We start from the raw sequence: 18,338 nt of genomic DNA on the forward strand, positions 1-18,338 counted from the left end.
TTCGGTGAAGGCCCGGTCGCGGTCACAGGCCCGGCCATGTCCGAGCAGGCGAGCCCCACGTCCAGGAGACGGCGTTCGAGGTCGGGTGTGGGGACCACCTCAACACCCCCAACGCCCTCAACATCCCTCGTCACCCGGGGCACCCCCGCCGCCGCAAGGTCCTGACCCAGGATCTTGGACACCAGTGGGACTTGGATCTTGATGGTCCAGGAGAACGGAGCCCCCGTGGGCATGAAGTACTACCCCGCCGAGTCGCGCTGCTTGTAGCGGAGGAGAACCGAACCCAGGGCACAGGCGAGTGCGAGCAGCAGCAGGACGGCGACGGTCGGGTTGATGTAGTGGGGAATGACGACCGAGTAGTCGTGGCCGTTCGATGCCTCGCACACGAGGCGTAGCGGAATGAAGTCGCCCCTGCGGCCGATCAGGGTTGGTGTCCCCTCCGGGCGTGCCTGCTCGCATGCTTCGCCCTGTTCTTGGTCCTCGAGGAAGAGGACGTGTAGACATCCCCAGATGTAGAAGGCCAGCGCCACGGTGACGGTCGCCAAAGAAGCGTTCCGCCACGCGGCAGAAGTGGTGTGCTCTTGGCGGGCTTGTAGTGTGAATCGGGAGCAGAGGTAGACGAAGTTCGCCAGAACTGTCAGCGTGCCGGCCAGCAGAATGACGCTCAGTACTGCGAAGTTGTGCCCTTGCCAGGGATTGGACGCGGTTATCACGATCTGTCACGATCCTCGGACGACGCTGTTGTATTCCTCGAAGATTGCATGGAGCGGCATCCCCAGATGCGTGTCCGGGATCATCCCCGCGCGTGCGGGCATGATTTCCCGATCCGTCTCCTCCAGCAGCGCCTCAGACTCTGCTCCCCGCACACTCGGGGATGGCCCCTGCGCCTACTGCACCCGGCTGGAATCCTCCCGCTGCTCGCGGGGATGATCCTTTCGGTATCGGACTCCGTCCCTGTACAAGCACGTCGGTGGGCAGGAAGACCTCAACCGGCGCATCGCGGCCTTGGCGTTGAGCGAGGCCGCCGACGCTGTAAGCGGCGCGGTCCAGGGGTACGCGGGCCGCGACGCCCTGGCGGCTGGGGCCCGCGCCTTCCGCGCCTTCGTTCCGGAGCACCCTGGCCGGTACGCCGCGACGATCGGCTTGGAACCGTCCGGCCCGGATGATCCGCCGGCCACCGGGGGCCAGCGGCTGCTCGGCGCGTTCATGGCGGTCCCGCGCGGCTACGAGATCGCAGACTCCGACGCGGACCATGCCCTGCGCATGCTGGCGTTGTCCGCCTGCAATGTGGCGAAGCCGTGGCGGAGACTGCGGAGATCTGCTGTGGGGGCTAATCGGGTCTATGGGCAAGTTGAGCAATGCGCAAGGTGAGCGGTCGGGCCTGCACGCGTGGTCCGCAGAACACAGGGAGAGCTGACCGGGCGGACGAAACGCGGCCGCGCTTCTTCGCTGTTCCCCCCAAAGCCCGCAAGGATGCGTTGCCGTGGACATCCTGCTCGTCGCCAGCGCATTCAACAGCCTTTCCCAGCGCCTGTACGCCGAACTGTCGGGCCACGGACACCATGTGGAGGTCGTGCTCGCCACTCACGGCCCTGACCCGATCCGGGCCGCTGTACGCGAGTCGCGGCCCGGCCTGGTCGTCGCGCCGATGCTCAGGACGGCGCTGCCCGAGGACGTGTGGCGGGAGCACACGTGTTTGATCGTGCACCCGGGTCCGCCCGGCGACCGGGGACCGTCCGCTCTGGACTGGGCCGTCGACGCACGGAACCCCAGCTGGGGTGTGACCGTGCTACAGGCGGAAGCGGCGATGGACGCGGGCGCGATCTGGGCGGCCGAGCCGTTCCTCGTGCCGCCCGTCGGCAAGAGCGACCTGTACCGGGGCGAGGTCGCTGACGCCGCGGTGAGCGCAGTCCTCGCGGCGGTACGACGCTTCGCGGAAGGCACGCACAAGCCCTTGCCGCAGGCAGACCCGTCGGTGACGGTGGTCTGGCGCGACGCCTTCCGGCAGGAGCGGCGCCGCATCGACTGGCACCGTGATGACACCGAGACGGTGCTGCACAAGCTTCGCGCCGCCGATTCGCAGCCGGGCGTGCTGGATGAAATCCTCGGCCGGGAGGTGTTCCTCCACGGCGGCCATCCAGAGGACCAGCTCCGCGGTCACCCCGGAGAACTCCTCGCCAAGCGCGCCGGTGCCGTCTGCCGAGCCACCAGGGACGGCGCGATCTGGATCCCGGAGCTTCGCCCCCGCAAGAACTCCGGCGACCCCGCTCCCTTCCGGCGTCCGGCCACCTCTGTTCTCGCCGCCTTCACCGGACGTGACACGGCGGCCCTGCCGGAGGCCCGCCTCCCCTATGAGGTGCCGGCGAACCGGCGTACCTGGAGCGACATCCGCTACCGGCAGCACGGCGATGTCGGCTTCCTGGCCTTCTCCTTTCCCGGCGGGGCGATGAGCACCCGGCAGTGCCGCCGGCTGCTCGCCGCCTACCGGTTCGCGCTCTCCCGCCGCACCCGCGTCCTCGTCCTGGGCGGCACGCGCGACTTCTTCTCCAACGGGATCCATCTGAACGTCATCGAAGCGGCCCCCGATCCTGGCCGGGAGTCCTGGGCCAACCTCAACGCCATGGACGACCTCGTCGAGGAGATCCTGCTGACCACCGACCGGCTCGTGGTCGCCGCTCTCGGCGGGAACGCGGCCGCCGGCGGCGCCATGCTCGCCCTCGCCGCCGACGAGGTCTGGTGCCGCACCGGCACTGTCCTCAACCCGCACTATCGGCGCATGGGTCTGTACGGCTCCGAGTACTGGACGTACACCCTGCCCCGGCGCGTCGGCCCCGAACAGGCAGAGCGGCTTACAACCGAGGCCCTGCCGGTCAGCGCGGCCCACGCCGAGCGGCTCGGTCTCGTGGACCGGCTTGTACCGGCCGCACCGCAGGACTTCGCCGCCGAGACCGGGCGGCTGGCCCGCGAGATCGCCGCCGCCCCCGGCCTGGAGCAGCGCATCGCCGCCAAGTCCCACGCCCACGCCGCGAACGAACGCGCACGTTCCCTCGCCGACTGCCGAAGTGCCGAGCTCGCCCGCATGCACGCCGTCTTCTTCGACCCCCACGCCCCGTACCACGCCTTGCGCTCCGCCTTCGTTCGCAAGACCCCGAGCCTTTCTCCCCTCCCGCTCACCGGACCCGTCGACCCCGGATGGCACAACGTGCGCTGACGGCCGATGTCAGGAACATCCTCCTCAGCGACGACCTCTCCGGCGCGGCACCATGCCAGGAGCAGAAGCCGACCGTCCGCGCATCGTCGTGCTGTCGACGACGATCAAACGCCGAGTTGGTCCCACAGCTCCCCGTGGGCGGCTGTCGCCGCCAGGATCGTGCCCGCCGGACGGTGCCCGATCCCCCGCAGTGCTCACCTCCCCACCTCATCCCTTGAAGGCAGGGAGCATCCCCGCGCGCAGGGAGCAGACGCGACATGCCGCGCCCCACGAGATCCCCGTGCCGGGTTTCCGGCGTATCCGAGTCACTCCCCCTGCGCAGGGGGATCCGCGGCGCTTCATCACGCGCTCCGAGTGTCACCTGCGGTGGACGTGCATGAAGGCACGTTCCGGTAGCGGCATCCCGCTGGAGCATTAGAACATAACGGACATGGTTGCAGTGGGCGGCAAAGGGCCGGTCACACACCTCACGCCTCAAGGAGGAACATCATGATGCACTCCGAGCAGATGAGTTCGGACATGAAGAAGTGCGTGGACGCCTGCCTGGCCGCCTACAGCATGTGCGAGGAATCGATCAACCACTGCCTGCAGCAGGGCGGCGAGTACCTCGACCCCGCCATGATGCGCACGCTCATGGACTGCGCCGACATGACGCGCATGTGCGCCGACATGTGCATGCGCATGTCGCCCATGAGCAATGACGTCTGCACCTTGTGTGCGCGGGCCTGCGACATGGCCGCGGAAGCGTGTATGCGCCTGGAGAACGACCCGCAGATGAAACGGTGCGCGGAAGCATGTCGTGCCTGCGCCGAGTCCTGTCGGTCCATGACCGGCATCCGCGCCTGACACCTGCCGTTCCGACCGCAGGACCGCAACCACCGCGTTGGCCGGTACACCACAACCTCACCGCGCGCCCACGCGTGTGCTCCACGCTGGTGAGTTCACAGAGGGGCTTCAGCAGATAGCGACTGCTGGAGCCCCACTCCTACGCCACGCCCGGCGCGGCGGTCTGCTTCCAGGTGCGTGCCACGACGCACCGGCGATGTACCGGACGGCGACGCGCGTTCGACAGGGTGCACGGCCGGTACGTATGACCGCTCTCGTCGAACGACCGAACGACGCACCTCCGGAACCGCCCACCCAGGTGGCCCGCAGCATCGAGGTGACACGATTGGCCTCGTCGTATGTGAAGACGGTGACCCGGCACCGAGGGTCACTCCGAGCGCCGGATACGAATGGGCCCCTGAACGCTTCGGGCGTCGACCGGGACGCCGCGCTGGGTGATGACCACCCCACCGCGGTCAGCAAGCCGGACAGCCGCCCGGCGCACCGGCTCCATAAGTTCCCGCCACTCGTCGCCCCGAGCACCATCAAGTGCACGAGCCACCTCGGACGGGCAGACCGATGCGCCGGAAACTCGCTGATCGAGCAACTTCAAAAGGGCGGTTTCCACGGCCTTGTCGCTGAAAGGCATCCAGGATGCTCCCTTCGTCCGGGAGGACGATCTGCTTCCAAAGTACTCGCAGACTGATTCATGTTGCCTCCGCCCCGGAGGTTCCACCGTCGAGCACGCTTTCCGAGCTCTCCTCCGACGGACCATTGACGGCATCCTTCACTGTCAGCAACGAGCGCGTGCCAGAACGCATCCCGACCGAGATGATGTGGGACCCGCGCCAGAACGTCACCGCCGCGCGCGACGGCCCGACCGAGCTGCCGCCGGCATTTCTCGCCGCGATCGCCACCGCGGACGACCAGTGACTACTGCCGAAAATGGGACGTGGCGAGGACGCGGAGCCAGCTGGCTCGCCTTCCCACCGGACATCAACCACTGAGAGTAGGCATACGGATCAAGCAAAATCCGCTGAACATGTTATCCAGGCGACTTCTGCGAAACTCGTTGGTCGTAAGGAGACAGTCATGCGTCGAGCAATAGTGCAGAAGCGTCAGACCAAAATCGATTCCCGCCGAACCCGCGAAGAGCCCGAGACTCCGCATCCAGTGGTCCGCAAGGACATCGCACGGACATGGTGGCCAGACGGGTAGGGTGCGGTCGCCTCGCTCTTCGGGGGCTCGTCGAAGTCGAAGTCGTCCCCCTGCGCCGAGCGCGGCACTCCCGAGCGGCCTCTGGGTCCGGTGTCGTGCATGCCCGACTCGGCGCCGCCGCCGGCCCCGATCTGGTCTTCCCCGTGTCGACCCATGCTTCTCACGGGTTCGCCGTGAGGATTTCCGGCCTCGCCCTTGCCCGCGCGCCTCACCGGGGCTCCGTTCACCCCTGAGTCCGCGCGCCTCACCGGGGCGCCGTTCACCCCTGAGTCCGCGCGCCTCACCGGGGCTCCCTTCACCCCTGATCGGCAAAGACGCTGGAGTCCAGGTGATCGAGCAGGTCGGCGGGGTCTCGGTACACGGCGCGGGCGCCGGCCGATTCCAGGTCCGCACGAGGGATTCCGCCGGACAGTACCGCCACGGGAGTCACTCCGTCCCGGACGGCGGCCCGCATGTCCCAGACCGTGTCCCCGACGAACACGGCCCGTTCGCTCGGGACGCCGGCCATGCTTCTGGCTTCGGCGACGGGATCAGGAGCGGGTTTGCCGTCGGCGACGTCGTCCGCGCCGGCCGCCCCGCGAATGACGTCGTCCGCGTCGATGGCTCCACGCAGCGCGGCGAGTTCGGCGCCGCCCGCCGAGGTGGCCAGGACGACCTCCCAGCCTCGAGCCGCCAGAGCACGCAGCAGGTCGGCCGACCTGTCCAGGGACGGCAGTCGGTCGAAGTACGTCGCGTAGAGGGCGTGGTGGGCCGCGGTGATCTGTTCGTCGCCGTCGGGGTCGTGGTCGTCACCGAGGAGGTGATCGATCAGGTCGTCGCCGCTGAGGCCCACGGCCCGGTGGATCTCGCGCATGGGAACACGGTGGCCTGCCTGCCGGAAGGCTTCCCACCAGGTGACGACATGCAGGTGGTTGGTGTCGACCAGCGTTCCGTCGACGTCGAAGATCGCGGCACGTTTCGTGGTCATCTGAGGTGTCCTCGGCCTTTCACAGATCTCGCAGTGCGGGAAGCAGCTTGTGCTGGGCCCATTCCAGGTACGGTTCCTGGTGGTCGCCGCCGATCTGGACGAGGGCGATCTCGGTGAACCCCGCTTCCACGTAGGGGGACACGGCCTCCACAACGGCTTCCACGTCATCACCGCAGGGGATGGACTCGGCCACGTCCCCGGGCCGTACGAACTGAGTGGCCCCGGTGAACCCGGCGGGTCCGGGAATCTCGGAGTTGACCGACCAGCCGCTGCCGAACCACCTGAACTGGTCGTGAGCGCGGGCGATCGCCGCGTCGCGGTCGGTGTCGTAGCAGATGGGCAGCTGGCCGACCTTGGGCTTGCCCTGGCCTCCATGCCGCTCGAACGCGGTGATCAGGCTCTGCTCGGGTTCGGTCGCGATCAGAAGATCAGCGAGACGGCCGGCGAGTTCGCAGGACCGGTCACCGGAGGCTGCGACACCGATCGGCGGGGGCACCTCGGGCAGATCCCACAACTTGGCGTTCTCGACGTCGAAGTGAACACCGTGGTGGCTGACTTCCTTGCCCGCCAAGAGGGAGCGGATGATCTCCACTGCCTCCTCCAGCATCTCCAGTCGCACCCGCGCGGCGGGCCATCCGCCGCCCACCACGTGCTCGTTGAGGTTCTCCCCGGAGCCGAGCCCCAGACGGAAGCGCCCCTGGGAGAGGAGTTGCATGGTGGCGGCCTTCTGGGCAACGACGGCGGGGTGGTACCGGGTCGTCGGGCACGTCACGTAGGTCATCAGCGGAATGCGTTCGGTGGCCTGCGCCGCGGCGCCTAGGACGCTCCATGCGTACGGGGCGTGCCCTTGGGACTCGAGCCAGGGGAAGTAGTGATCGGACGTGACGGAGAAGTCGAAGCCCGCGCGTTCCGCTGCGACCACGTGGGCGACGAGCTCGCGCGGGCCGGCCTGCTCGGTCATCATCGTGTACCCGATCTGGACCATGACGCTCTTCTCCTCGTGGGTCGGCCGTGCGAGCGGTCCTGCGGCGGGTGCGTCGACAGGCGAACGTGATGTCGGACTCCTGTCTCACCGACGCTTCGTCCGGAGCTGCAGATCGACCTCCTTCTCCTGGTCACCCGGCGCCGTGCCCTGCTCGTCGACGGCGAACGCGGCGTCGAGTGCCTCGCAGAGCCGGTCCACGGCGGCGTACCCGCCTTGCAGGGTGGCGGTGAACTCGCCCTCCAGCGAGGTCGGCCCGGTGGGCACGGGCTCCCGCGTCGGCTCGAACTCCGCGGTCCGCACGACGGAGTGGATTCCCGGCAGGTCATGGGGCGTGGGATCCGAGGGCCCGTCGGCGGGGAACGCCGTCCGCAAGACGTCGAAGACCGTGGCGGCATCCTCCTGGGACGCTCCGTCAAGAGACACGGTGACCATGGCGATCACACTCCTTTTCCACTGGGGTACGACGGTGCACTTCGGGTCATCCGCCGGGCCACTCCCTCCCGTCGGCGCGAGAACCAGCGCCACTCCCTCCCGCCGGCGCGAGAACCAGCGCCACTCCCGAGGCGGCGGTCGTCGCGGACGCGGTGAGCAGATACGGGAGTTCTCGCTGAGCGCCGTCCCACGGGGAACGGCGGTGTCGGCGGCCGGCACGGCGGTGCAGGACGCCCAGGCCGGCCCGAGCACGGCGGCTGCAGCGCCGACGGCGGGTACCGAGCCCGCTCCGGCGATGTCGCGTGCCGCCCGGGTGGGGCCGTCGAGGATCGGACGCCCGTCCTAGGAGTCGGATCTCACTGTGCGGCGGCCTGCCGGGCGGCTTCAGACTCCGAGGTGGCCCCGGCGGTGGTGAGGGTGCCGCCCGCAGTCTCCAAGTGCGCCCGTACGAACCACTGGAACTGTTCCAGGTCGCGGAGTTGCTCGATCAGGAGGTCCTCGGTGACCGGGTCGACCTCACCGACCGACTTGGTCACGGTCCGCAGGTTTTCGATCACTCCGGTGTACACGAGGTCGAGCGCGCCAAGATGCGCGATGGCGTCAGCCCGACCCACGCTGTAGTCCTCCCAGGTGCGCTCCTCGACCAGCACGCCCGGGGTGCCGTTCGCGACGCCCCCCAGGGCGGCAAGCCGCTCGGCGACATCGTCGGCCATGGCGCGGACACGGTCGACCTGGGGGTCGAGCATCTCGTGCACGGCGATGAAGTGCGGGCCCACCACGTTCCAGTGGACGTGCTTGAGCGTGAGGTGGAGGTCGTTGAGAGCGTGGAGGCGCTGTTGCAGCAGCTCGATGACTGTACCGGCGTCCTGCACCGTGAGGCCCGGGACGGTGTAACGGGGGGTGGCATTGGAGGTCATACCCATGTCTCCTGTTCTCGCTCGGTTTGCCCTCTCCCGGTACCCGTGACGGAAGAACGCAACCACCGCAGCACCGTCCGAACCGGACGGTTCTTCCAGCCTCACGGAACACGGCGGGTGCGACGTGTGAATACGGCAGGGCGGGGGACTTCGTAAAGTAGGACCGGGGCGGAGACAACTCCCGCGGGGCCGACTCGGCCCAGGTCCCCCTGGTTCGGCCACGTGCCGGGGGAACCGCCCACATCACGGCTCAGGAGAGGCCGCCCGTCTCGCACACCTGCCGGGCCACTTCACGCAGCTTGACGTTGTTCTCCTGTGAGTGGCGACGCAACAAGGCGAACGCCTGTTCCTCCGTGATGTGGCGCTCGCCCATGAGAATGCCCATGGCTTCGCCGATCTGGTGACGGGTGGCGACGGCTTGCTCCATCTGCGCATGGGTGCGGGCGCTGGACAGGGCGACCGCCGCGTGTGAAGCCAACATCACGGCGGCGTCCTCACTGACCTCGGTGAACGCGCCGGGGCGACACGAGTAAAGGTTCAGCGCCCCGAAATCCTCGTCCTCCGTGAACAGCAGGAATCCCATCATGCTGCCCACCCCCAGTCTCAGCGCCTCGGGCACGAAGCCGGGCCACCGTGACTTCTCCTCGGTGAAGTCGGGGATCCGGAACACCCGCTCCCGCTCGGACCGGCGGGCTGCGTCGAAGCACGGGCCCTGCCCCAGGCGCCGCTGCAGCTGATCGAGCTCCACCACGAGCTGCTCGGTCGGCGCCAGCGTCTGCACCTCCACGCCGCGCACGAGAAGGATGCCGGCAGCATCGCAGCCTGCCACGAGCTCGGTGGCCGAACTCGTGATCCGCTCCAGTGTCGCGTCCACCGACGGCTGTGCCAGCAGGTCGCGCGCCATCGATGCCATCTGCTGCGCGTACTGACGCCAGTCCATACCCACTCCGTCCCTTTTCCCTGCTCTGACCGGACAGCTACCCGCCTTCACTCCTGTGACCGCCCGGAAGGGCCCGAGGCCATGCTTTCGAGCTGTGGCGTGGCGGGAAGCGGGACGTTGTCGGGCAGATGCGGAGTCCCCTGCCTGTCCGCTCGCCCAGATGCTGCCAGGCCGGCCCGAAGCGGCACCAGATCGGCGTTTGCGCTGAGCAGGATGTCGGCCTCCATCACCTTCTCGTGCAACCGAGGCCGCTGGTCACCCCCGCCCATGTCCGATTCCGCACCGAGCCGGATACCGAGGTCCGCCACCCGTAGGGCCTGCGCTCACGACGCCACACGTCCGAGTCCCGTGAGAGACGTGGGAGAACGGGTACACGGCCCACGTGATCACCCCGGCTCTCCTGCCGGGGCCTCAGTCGCTCTCTCCTCGGTCCGCGCCCGAGGTCCCGTCCCTCCCACCGGCAGGGTCCCTCTCGCCGATGTGAAGGCACTTGGACCACCGGTGCTACCCGATCAAGCTCCGCGCTGCGGACAAACGACATTCCGGAGGCTGCGGTGCCCAGTACGGCTGTACATCAGGAAGTGCTCCCCACGGGACTCATGGCCCTGCCCGGTGTGTACCGGCCACAGGCTGACACAGAACTGCTCGCTCACGCTCTGGCGGCGGAAAGGGTTCGACCGGGTACGGAAATTCTGGAGATCGGCACCGGTACGGGTGCCCTGGCTCTCAGCGCCGCGAGCAGAGGCGCACATGTCACCGCCGTGGACGTGTCCTGGCGGGCGGTGACGACCGCCCGCCTCAATGCCCTGCACCGGCGCCTGCCCCTTCGGGTGCTGCACGGGGATTTCACCACCCGCACGAACGCCCGACGGTACGACCTCGTCCTCGCCAATCCCCCCTACGTCCCGGCGCCGAACGGATGGCTGCCCTCCCGCGGACCCGCCCGTGCCTGGGATGCCGGCCCCGACGGTCGGCTCGTCATCGACAGGATCTGTGCGAGCGCTCCTGCCCTCCTGTACCCCGGCGGCATTCTGCTCATGGTCCACTCCGCCATGTGCGACCCCGACAGCACGCTGAAACGTCTGGAGCAGGCGGGGTTGGCCGGACGAACGACCGCGAGGGCCCTGGTGCCCTGGGGGCCCGTTCTCCGCGGGCGACGAGCCTGGCTCCAGAGCCAGGGGCTCGCCGACGTGGGCGAGGACCAGGAGGAGCTGGTGATCATCCGTGCCGAAGCGCTCTGACACAGCACCGGAAGACATACCGACCCGCGAGGCTCGCCGGGCGAGCGTCGACCCGCAGGGACCCGTCCTCGTCGAGGGACCCGTGGAGATCGTCCTGGACGACGGCACGGTCGCTCGCTCGGACCGCTTCATGGTGGCGATCTGCACCTGCCGCCGCAGCCGGACCTACCCCTGGTGCGACACGAGCCACCGGCCCCGCGAGAAGGCCGTCGACGCCCCTCCCGGCCACCGTTGCGAACCGACACGTGAGGGGGACGGCACCTCTGCCCGCCGGGCTCCATCACCGGACAGGAACTCCCCATGAAGCAGTCCACACTGCCTGCCGCCAGCACTGCCCTGCCCCGAGGACGCGGCGTACTGTCGGAGACCGTCACGGCATCCCTGCGCACCGGGCTGCCCCCCGCATACGAACCGGATGCGGTTCTCAGCGCCGACATCTGGGACGAGGACTGCCAGCTCTCGCTGTACATCCTGTACGAACTCCACTATCGAGGCTTCGCCGACGTCCCCGACGAACGGGAGTGGGACCCGGACCTGCTGCGCCTGCGTCGAAGTCTGGAGACCCGATTCCTGGGCGCCCTGCGGTCCGCCCTGACCGAGGCGCCGCGGACCGTCGCGGAGACCTTCGCGCCCCTGCTCGTCGAACCCGTGGACCTCACCGGCAGCCTCAGCCACCGGCTCGAAACGACCGGCAAGCTCTGGCAACTACGTGAGTACGCCACACTGCGTTCGCTCTACCACCTCAAGGAGGCGGACCCGCACGCCTGGGTCATCCCCCGCCTCACCGGCCGGTCCAAGGCCGCGATGGTCGCCATCGAGTACGACGAGTTCGGCGCCGGCCGCGCCGACCGCATCCACGCCCGTCTCTACGCCGACCTCATGACAGACCTCGGTCTCGATCCCGAGTACGGCCGCTACCTGGACCAGGCGCCCGCGGCCCTCCTCGCCACCGTGAACCTGATGTCGCTGTTCGGCCTGCACCGGGCGCTGCGCGGCGCCCTGGTCGGCCACTTCGCCTGCGTGGAGGTCACCTCCTCCCCCGGTTCCCGCCGCCTCGCCAGAGCGATGCGCCGGTGCGGGGCGGGACCGGCAGCCGAGCACTTCTACGCCGAGCACGTCGAGGCCGACGCCGTCCATGAACAGATCGTCCGCCACGAGGTCATCGGGGGCCTCCTGGCCGACGAACCGGACCTGGAGGAGGACATCGCCTTCGGCTGCGCCGCGACCGTCCTCCTGGAGGACCGGCTCGCCGCCCACATCGAAGGAGCGTGGGACCAGCAGCGCTCCGCCCTGTACGGGCCCTCGCCGGAGGAGTGAATGCTCCGAGAGGACTTCGCCGCCGGCACAGCAGGCATGGTCCGCCGCGAAGGGGATGCCACGGACCATGCCTGAACCCAAAGTGTCACATGCCGCGGCCTCCCGCTCGGTTCCTCACATGTCCCAGGATGGTGCGAGTGGCCTCTTTCCGGACTCTGTGCTCCGGGGTCGATAATGAGCTTGAGGCCATTCAGAGGCAGTGCCTTTGTGGCCCGGGACCGATATCCCGGGCCTGGACATCCATCCAGTGGTCATGGGCTGCTCCGCCGTACGCGGCAGGGTCGCGGGGGGATCTTTGGTTCCGTCCCCGCACCGATGGCCCCGTCGGAGCGGCCGTACAGAGGAAAGAGCCGCCACGTGTCGCAGGTCGAGAAGTCCATCGAGGTCGACGTCTCCCTCCGCGTCGCTTACAGCCAGTGGACGCATTTCGAGTCGTTCCCGCACTTCTTGGACGATGTGGAGAAGGTCACCCAGGTCAACGACTTCATCCTCCATTGGGAGACGAAGGCCGAGGGGGTCACGCGGGAATTCAACGCCGAGATCACCGAGCAGATCCCTGACGAGCGAGTCGCCTGGACGACTGTCGGCGAGCCGACTTGGTCCGCGGTCGTCACTTTCGATCCTCTGGATGAGGTGAGGACGAGGGTCACGCTTCGACTGGATTACAACCCCCAGGGCTTCACCGAGAAGCTCGGTGACAAGCTCGGCCTCGTCAAGCGGCGCGTCTCCGGCGACCTCAAGAACTTCAAGGAGTACATCGAATCCCGCGGTCCCGAAACAGGAGTCTGAGCGGCGCCTCCGAAGTACCGGCCCCTCTCCGACCTCGTCTCGCGTCCGCCACGAATTCCGAGGCTTCTGTGCCATGACTGGTGTGGGACCGATCGAGCAGGACGTCACGGCCTTGGTCTAGGCTTGAAGTTTCGACAGGACATATGGCGTCACTGCTGTCACAACGGCACACCATCAGTTGACACTCCCCGGAGGTACCCGGATGAGTACCGGAGAACGAGCCAAGGCCAAGGCCGAACAGGTCCTCGGAAAGACGGTGCGGAAGGTCGCCCACGCGGCCCACAAGGAAACCCTCGCGGCGAAGGGCGCAGCTCTGGAAGCCCGGGGCATGATGCGGGGTGCGAAAGAAGGCGCGAAGCGGTCTGTCAAGGGCTGACCGAGGGCCGACAGGAGCGACGGCGGAACGACGCTCGCCACACGGCGAATCAGCGGATCGACCTCTGCACGATGGTACGTATTGATCATGTCGATGGCCATGGGGCGAGGCGGCGAGGCGGCGAGGCGGCGAGGCGGCGAAGCCCAGCAGGTCGGTATGCCCTCGGCGTTTGCGGGCGGAATTCTCGGGGACTCGGCGATGAGGGGGCCGGCTCCCCATCCGGAGGAAAATATGATCATCCTCGGAGTTGTCCTGCTCATCGTGGGCCTACTGACAGGCATCGGCATTCTATGGACGATCGGAATCGTCCTGGTCATCATCGGAGTGGTGCTGTGGATTCTGGGTGGTGTCGGGCACGCCGTGGGCGGCCGGCGGCACTATTGGTGAATCCCGGACCGACCGGAGGAGGCGCCGGCGACGAGGCGGCCCTCCCCGTTCGGCGCTAGCTTCGTGGCAGCAGCGTCCCGAGCGGCCCGAGGTCCAGGTTGAGATCCTCCGGTCGAAGTCCGTGCTGCTCACACAGTTCCGTCATCCGTTGATCGAGCATCATCAGGGTGGTTCCGATCTCGTCGACCTGCGTCTCGCTGAGGTCGCCCTGTTCGACACGCCGGATCGCCTGTCGCTCCATCAACTGCCGCAGAAGCTCGACCACTGTGAGTACCAGGCAGACGAGGTCCCGTCCCATCTCGTCGCGGTCAAGGTCGAGCCGGGACCCGGTCACAGTGGGCCTCCGTCGCTCCAGGGTGCCGGGACACGTTCGTTGACGGACGACAACAGGGCGTGCAGTGACAACCGCACCAGTGGGACGTCGGCGATGGCGATGACCAGATCGCCGCTGATGACGACTCCGGTCGCCAGGACTCGGTCCAACAGGTCGACGAGAGGTACACCGATCGGGCCACTCAGCGGTCCGGGATCGTCCCAGGGCACCACGTCGTGCGTCATGGTCTACACCTCACCGACGAATGAGTAGGGCACCCACGGCCCTGACAGGTCGATGTGCAACCCGGTCCGCCTACTCAACGACCGGGTCAGTTCAGCGAGTTCTTCGACACGATGATCAGCGACCAGGTACGTGGCGTTGAGGACCTGACTACGTCGTTCTCCGGAGAGTCGCGGCTCGTGGGGACGCAGCCTCCGAGACGCCGCGGCGAGGAGCCTGACCTCGGAATCCACCTGCTCGGCCGCTTGCAGCGTTTCGTGCCGGCTCCGTTCGCGACGCACCTGCACACTCCGCTTGCGGTCGAGGTAGGCGAGGCCGGCTCCTGGCGCCGGGCGACGTCCCGCGCTCGGGGTGGCGGTGCGGAACGAGTCGTCCGCGGGGGACGGTGGCGCGTACACCTTGACGCCCCACTCGGCGTGGTGCGCGATCCGCTCGAGCGCGGCGTGGAACCGGTCCGACTCGCTGCCGAGCGCATCACTCGCTCTCCGCTCACCGTGATACACCGTGGCCATCGGCACAGGTACGGTCGGACAGGACGCGGCAGCCGCGGTGACGACATCATGGTGGGCCCGGGCGTAGCGTTCCAGCTCCCGCCGGTCGGACAGGCGCACCTGCCAGGCTTCGTCGGTGAAGTCGCAGGCTCTGACGGTCTGGACGATGGCCGTGAGTTTCTCCAGTGGCAGTATGCGTACAGGTGCCTCGTCGGTGACACCTGACAGCCCGTGGAAGGCCGACGGGTCCGGATTCCAGCAGACAGCGAACACATAGGTGGCGTTGGCGTCCGAACGCTCAGACCCGCGCTCCGTCATTTTCGTCTGTTCTCCTTGGTCCTCGCTGGCTGGGGTGGGATCGTCGCCGCGGGTTCACTATTCCGACGATTCATCCGGGGTCTGGGACTCAAGCTGCTCCACACGCTGCCGCAAGGCGCGATTCTCGTCCTTCAGAGCGCTGTGCGAAGCGTGTGAGCTGAGCGCCGGGTCGTTCTCCCACCAGTCGATTCCGGCTTTCTTCGCCGTGTCCACGGAGGCCACGAAGAGTCGGATCCTGATGGTGAGCAACTCGATGTCGAGGAGGTCGACCTTGATGTCCCCGGCGATCACGATCCCTTTGTCGAGCACTCGTTCCAGGATGTCGGCGAGGTTGGTGGTCTGAGGGCCGGGGACGGGATAGGAACTCTGCCGGAAGTCGACGTCAGTCACGGCGTCGCCTCTGCCGTGGCTTCCTGGACGCCTTCTCGTCCTCTTCGGCGTCCTCCTCCTCGGCGTCCTCCTCCTCGTCCTCGTATCCGTCTTCGGCTTCCTCGCCCTCTGGACCCTCTTCCTCCTCGGCCTCGGGTTCGTCCTCGTAAGCGCCTTCGTCTTCGTCCTCGTCCTCGTACGCGGAGTCGGCGCCTTCCTCGGAACCGTCCTCGTCCTCGCCCTCGAGTTCGCCGTTCTCGGCCTCCTCCTGCTCGGCTTCCTCTTCTTCGACGGCGTCCTCGTGCGACACGACGACTTCGCCGTCGCGGATTTCGCCCCGCCACCCCTCGGGCTCCTCGTTGGTGAGCGTGACGTACCGCTGGAAGTTCTTGAAGTCCAGCCGCATGCGGCGTCCCTGGGCCCGCCACAAGTTGCCGGTCTTCTCGAAGAACCCTGAGGGGTAGTACTCGACGACCAGGACGATGCGCGTCAGGGTTGGCCCCAGTTCGTGGAAGCTGACCGCTCCGCGAGTGGTGCCCTTGGCTCCCTCGGAAGTCCAGACGATACGGTCGTCCGGGATCTGTTCCTGGACGGTCGCCTTGAAGCTGCGAGAGGAAGGGCCGACCTTGACCTTCCAGTCGCTCCCGACCTCGTCGCTCTTCGAGACGTCGCGAACGCCCTTGGCGAAGCTGCTGAATTGATCGTACTGAGTCCAGTAGTCGTAGGCGTCCCGCAGGGGCACTCCCACATCGAGAACTTCGATGATGTTCATGACCTTGCCGCCGCTGGACTTGCGTCTGCCCTTTCCTCCGCCGAAGGCGTCCTTCACCTTGCCCACGACGTTGTCCTTGACGCCCTTGGCCTTTTCCGAGACGAACGCCTTGAGCGGTGAGTCACCTTGAAGGATGCGAGATCCAATGGCGGGAAGCGAGCCGGTCTCAGCTGATTCGGACAGTTTGCCGGTGACATCCGTCAGCTTCTCCCCCGCCTTCTCGGCGAGGTGCTCCACCTGCGCGGAGAGGAACTTGGTCAGCTCGCCGCGAAGCTGATCCACACCCGAAGTCTCCTCTGCGGGCTGGTCTTTCTCCGTCTTGGCCATGACTGCCTACCTCCGCCGATCGGCGCGCTTGGATGCTGCTCGCTTCGACGACGTCGTCTTCCTGGCCGCGGTCTTCTTTGCGGGCGCGGACTTCTTCGCGGCTGCCTTCTTGGCCGGGGCGGACTTCTTGGCCGGCGCGGACTTCTTCGCCGCCGTCTTCTTCGCCGGGGCGGACTTCTTGGCCGGCGCGGACTTCTTCGCCGCCGTCTTCTTCGCCGGGGCGGACTTCTTGGCCGGCGCGGCCTTGGCCGACCGGCGCTTCTCCGCACGACTGGGAGTGGCCTTCTTGGGCGGTGTCGGTGCGGAAGCCCTGCGGGACCGGGGCGAACTGCGGCGGTGCCGCGGAGGCCGCGGCGCCTCTTCCGGCTCTTCTTCCGGCTCTTCCTCCTCCTCGTCCTCCTCCTCGTCCTCGTCCTGCGCTCCCTCTTCCTCGTACTCGGCTTCCGGCTCCTCTTCCTCCTCGTACTCCTCGTCGTCCTCGTACTCGGCTTCCGGCTGCTCCTCTTCCTCGTCCTCCTCGTCTTCCTCTTCCGGTGCGTACTCCTCCTCGTCCTCCTCGTCCTGGCCCGCGATCTCACCCAGGCGTGCCGTGCGGTCGCTGATGGCGTCCGCCAGCGTGCTCATCCCCCGGTCGGCCGCGGCGGCCACCGCCTTACGCCCTGCTTCGAGGACCTCTCCGCGCAACTGCTCCTGCAGTTCGGCGAACTGAGGGATCTCCCCGAGCCTTCGCATCCCCTCGGCTGCGATCTGGCGAGGTTCAAGACCGAATCGCCGACCCGCCAGGTAGGTCGCGATGGACAGCGCCAGCCGCCCCTTCTTCGTTCGCCCCAGCACGTAGCCGCCCACTACGGCGGCTGCAAGCGTTACTTTTTCCTTCTCATTCATGAGCGTGTCCCCTTCGATCGTGCGGTGCGGGAGCGACCCGTGCGGCATAGAGCCGGTCGAGCAGTCGTTCCTCTTCTCGTTCGAACTCCTCCAGGCTGATGTCCCCCTCTTCGAACTCCCGGTTCAGGATCGCCAGCTGGGCACGGAGCACCCCTGGGTCGTGCAGCTCGCGCTCCGCCGCGTCGTTGAGCTTTTCCGCCACCCAGACGACGCCGCGGACCGGAGCGATGGGGAGTGTGAGGATTCCGGTGATCAGTCCCATGTCAGACGCCCGCGGTCCGAACACGGATGGTCTCGACGGAGACGAAGCTGTAGCAGGGCAACGGGCCTGCGAGACGCAACTCGACGCGGTCCCGGTGGGACTTGGCGAACTGCTCCGCGGCGCTCATGAATTCGTCGCTGTCGACGCGACCGACGAGGAACGACACGTTGAGAACGCACCCTTGGACGTCCGGTCCCGGGGCGGTGGCGCGCGCCTGGGGCGTGAGTTCGCGCAGTACTCGCCGGCCGGCTTCGGTGGCCCTGCTCCGCAGCGCGGTCGCGACGGCTTCACCGAGTCGTACGTTGGCTTCGTAACCAGGTCGCCGGCGCGCCTCGTCGCGCAATCGCCGGACGTTCCTGTCCTCCGCGACGAGGCTTGCCAGCGCGTTCTGTGCCGGGAGTGCCTTGACGTTGACTTCGACCGCGTCGGTGAGATGTTCCAGCACCGCCATGTGGTCCGTCTCCCGGGCCTCCAGTTGCCCGCGCACCGTCTCTTCGTCCGGCGCCACCATCCCGAATCGCATCGGCAGGACCGGGCCTCGGTCCGACAGGCGCAGCAGGAGCTCCTGGTGCGCCAGGAGGTCGCGTCGCCTGGCACGAAGATTCGCGGGAGCGTCGCTGACAACGGCCGCGATCCCGCCCTGCCGGATCGTGCGCAGACGCGCGGCGGGGTTGCCCACACCGCGCGCGTCGGTCGGCAACGGCCTTCCGGCCCCGGTGATCGCGTACACGTACACCCCGTCGGCTGTCACGG

The 18,338-nt window shown here is 67.8% G+C and carries 24 protein-coding genes and 1 pseudogene; 10 read left to right on the top strand and 15 right to left on the bottom strand.

Annotated features, from left to right (window positions below; translation table 11 throughout):
• Positions 1-239: 239 nt before the first annotated feature.
• Positions 240-545 (bottom strand): hypothetical protein, encoded by a 306-nt coding sequence (locus ACFVTC_RS18130; protein ID WP_390128015.1) that lies wholly within the window; start codon positions 543-545, stop codon positions 240-242.
• 397 nt (positions 546-942) lie between these two features.
• On the opposite strand from ACFVTC_RS18130, the pseudogene ACFVTC_RS18135 reads away from it, so the two are divergent.
• The 3 genes and pseudogenes from ACFVTC_RS18135 to ACFVTC_RS18145 form a co-directional block, all read left to right on the top strand.
• A pseudogene (locus ACFVTC_RS18135) lies at positions 943-1,269 on the top strand (TetR-like C-terminal domain-containing protein); the annotation flags it as partial.
• Positions 1,270-1,483: 214 nt separating this feature from the next.
• The gene (locus ACFVTC_RS18140; protein ID WP_390128016.1) at positions 1,484-3,211 is read left to right on the top strand and encodes an enoyl-CoA hydratase-related protein; all 1,728 of its coding nucleotides are present in this window, start codon (positions 1,484-1,486) and stop codon (positions 3,209-3,211) included.
• 489 nt (positions 3,212-3,700) lie between these two features.
• Complete coding sequence (locus ACFVTC_RS18145) at positions 3,701-4,057, top strand: four-helix bundle copper-binding protein (RefSeq protein WP_390128018.1); 357 nt, start codon at positions 3,701-3,703, stop codon at positions 4,055-4,057.
• A 367-nt stretch (positions 4,058-4,424) separates the two neighbouring features.
• Here ACFVTC_RS18145 and ACFVTC_RS18150 read toward each other — a convergent pair whose 3' ends face one another.
• Positions 4,425-4,685 carry a DUF3253 domain-containing protein gene (locus tag ACFVTC_RS18150; protein WP_390128021.1) on the bottom strand — a complete coding sequence of 87 codons (261 nt, stop codon included), beginning with the start codon at positions 4,683-4,685 and terminating at the stop codon, positions 4,425-4,427.
• Positions 4,686-4,843: 158 nt separating this feature from the next.
• Here ACFVTC_RS18150 and ACFVTC_RS18155 point away from each other — a divergent pair, with 158 nt between their 5' ends.
• Positions 4,844-4,969, top strand: a complete 126-nt coding sequence (locus ACFVTC_RS18155) for a hypothetical protein (RefSeq protein WP_390128023.1) — start codon at positions 4,844-4,846, stop codon at positions 4,967-4,969.
• A 580-nt stretch (positions 4,970-5,549) separates the two neighbouring features.
• Here the strand turns inward: ACFVTC_RS18155 and ACFVTC_RS18160 are convergent.
• From ACFVTC_RS18160 to ACFVTC_RS18180, 5 genes are all read right to left on the bottom strand, one after another.
• Positions 5,550-6,221: an HAD family hydrolase gene (locus ACFVTC_RS18160; protein ID WP_390128025.1), complete on the bottom strand. Its 672-nt coding sequence runs from the start codon at positions 6,219-6,221 to the stop codon at positions 5,550-5,552.
• Between the two features lie 19 nt (positions 6,222-6,240).
• Positions 6,241-7,206 carry an LLM class F420-dependent oxidoreductase gene (locus ACFVTC_RS18165; protein WP_390128028.1) on the bottom strand — a complete coding sequence of 322 codons (966 nt, stop codon included), beginning with the start codon at positions 7,204-7,206 and terminating at the stop codon, positions 6,241-6,243.
• An 84-nt stretch (positions 7,207-7,290) separates the two neighbouring features.
• Positions 7,291-7,638 (bottom strand): hypothetical protein, encoded by a 348-nt coding sequence (locus tag ACFVTC_RS18170; RefSeq protein ID WP_390128029.1) that lies wholly within the window; start codon positions 7,636-7,638, stop codon positions 7,291-7,293.
• Between the two features lie 356 nt (positions 7,639-7,994).
• A complete protein-coding gene (locus tag ACFVTC_RS18175) occupies positions 7,995-8,555 on the bottom strand; it encodes a Dps family protein (RefSeq protein ID WP_390128031.1) in 561 nt (186 codons plus the stop codon).
• A gap of 250 nt (positions 8,556-8,805) precedes the next feature.
• A complete protein-coding gene (locus tag ACFVTC_RS18180) occupies positions 8,806-9,495 on the bottom strand; it encodes a GAF and ANTAR domain-containing protein (protein ID WP_390128034.1) in 690 nt (229 codons plus the stop codon).
• A gap of 599 nt (positions 9,496-10,094) precedes the next feature.
• On the opposite strand from ACFVTC_RS18180, the gene ACFVTC_RS18185 reads away from it, so the two are divergent.
• The 6 genes from ACFVTC_RS18185 to ACFVTC_RS18210 all read left to right on the top strand — a co-directional run bounded on the left by ACFVTC_RS18185 (position 10,095) and on the right by ACFVTC_RS18210 (position 13,605).
• Positions 10,095-10,736, top strand: a complete 642-nt coding sequence (locus tag ACFVTC_RS18185; protein WP_390128403.1) for a HemK2/MTQ2 family protein methyltransferase — start codon at positions 10,095-10,097, stop codon at positions 10,734-10,736.
• Positions 10,737-10,818: 82 nt separating this feature from the next.
• On the top strand, positions 10,819-11,040 hold the full coding sequence (locus ACFVTC_RS18190; RefSeq protein WP_390128405.1) for a CDGSH iron-sulfur domain-containing protein: 222 nt from the start codon (positions 10,819-10,821) through the stop codon (positions 11,038-11,040).
• Positions 11,037-12,053, top strand: a complete 1,017-nt coding sequence (locus ACFVTC_RS18195; RefSeq protein ID WP_390128035.1) for an iron-containing redox enzyme family protein — start codon at positions 11,037-11,039, stop codon at positions 12,051-12,053. The genes ACFVTC_RS18190 and ACFVTC_RS18195 overlap by 4 nt, the downstream gene beginning before the upstream one ends.
• 357 nt (positions 12,054-12,410) lie before the next feature.
• Positions 12,411-12,842: an SRPBCC family protein gene (locus ACFVTC_RS18200; protein WP_390128038.1), complete on the top strand. Its 432-nt coding sequence runs from the start codon at positions 12,411-12,413 to the stop codon at positions 12,840-12,842.
• Positions 12,843-13,044: 202 nt separating this feature from the next.
• A complete protein-coding gene (locus ACFVTC_RS18205) occupies positions 13,045-13,218 on the top strand; it encodes a hypothetical protein (protein WP_194280761.1) in 174 nt (57 codons plus the stop codon).
• Positions 13,219-13,449: 231 nt separating this feature from the next.
• Complete coding sequence (locus tag ACFVTC_RS18210; RefSeq protein ID WP_390128407.1) at positions 13,450-13,605, top strand: DUF6131 family protein; 156 nt, start codon at positions 13,450-13,452, stop codon at positions 13,603-13,605.
• Positions 13,606-13,660: 55 nt separating this feature from the next.
• On the opposite strand, the gene ACFVTC_RS18215 is transcribed toward ACFVTC_RS18210, so the two are convergent.
• From ACFVTC_RS18215 to ACFVTC_RS18250, 8 genes are read right to left on the bottom strand one after another with little or no spacing between them, the layout of a single operon-like run.
• Positions 13,661-13,939: a gas vesicle protein K gene (locus ACFVTC_RS18215; RefSeq protein WP_390128041.1), complete on the bottom strand. Its 279-nt coding sequence runs from the start codon at positions 13,937-13,939 to the stop codon at positions 13,661-13,663.
• Entirely contained in the window at positions 13,936-14,163 is a 228-nt protein-coding gene (locus ACFVTC_RS18220; protein ID WP_390128044.1) for a gas vesicle protein, read from the bottom strand. The genes ACFVTC_RS18215 and ACFVTC_RS18220 overlap by 4 nt, the downstream gene beginning before the upstream one ends.
• Before the next feature lie 3 nt (positions 14,164-14,166).
• Positions 14,167-14,970 carry a GvpL/GvpF family gas vesicle protein gene (locus tag ACFVTC_RS18225; RefSeq protein ID WP_390128046.1) on the bottom strand — a complete coding sequence of 268 codons (804 nt, stop codon included), beginning with the start codon at positions 14,968-14,970 and terminating at the stop codon, positions 14,167-14,169.
• A gap of 57 nt (positions 14,971-15,027) precedes the next feature.
• Positions 15,028-15,360, bottom strand: coding sequence for a gas vesicle protein (locus tag ACFVTC_RS18230; RefSeq protein WP_390128048.1), 333 nt, complete (start codon positions 15,358-15,360; stop codon positions 15,028-15,030).
• Complete coding sequence (locus ACFVTC_RS18235; RefSeq protein ID WP_390128050.1) at positions 15,353-16,438, bottom strand: SRPBCC family protein; 1,086 nt, start codon at positions 16,436-16,438, stop codon at positions 15,353-15,355. Before ACFVTC_RS18235 ends, ACFVTC_RS18230 begins: the two co-directional genes overlap by 8 nt.
• A 6-nt stretch (positions 16,439-16,444) precedes the next feature.
• A complete protein-coding gene (locus ACFVTC_RS18240; RefSeq protein WP_390128053.1) occupies positions 16,445-17,323 on the bottom strand; it encodes a histone protein in 879 nt (292 codons plus the stop codon).
• Complete coding sequence (locus ACFVTC_RS18245; RefSeq protein WP_385083503.1) at positions 17,316-17,585, bottom strand: gas vesicle protein GvpG; 270 nt, start codon at positions 17,583-17,585, stop codon at positions 17,316-17,318. Before ACFVTC_RS18245 ends, ACFVTC_RS18240 begins: the two co-directional genes overlap by 8 nt.
• 1 nt (position 17,586) lies before the next feature.
• Positions 17,587-18,336, bottom strand: a complete 750-nt coding sequence (locus ACFVTC_RS18250; protein ID WP_390128056.1) for a GvpL/GvpF family gas vesicle protein — start codon at positions 18,334-18,336, stop codon at positions 17,587-17,589.
• Positions 18,337-18,338: the final 2 nt, after the last annotated feature.

The organism is Streptomyces sp. NPDC057950, assembly GCF_042887295.1.
GTDB classification, from domain to species: domain Bacteria; phylum Actinomycetota; class Actinomycetes; order Streptomycetales; family Streptomycetaceae; genus Streptomyces; species Streptomyces kaempferi.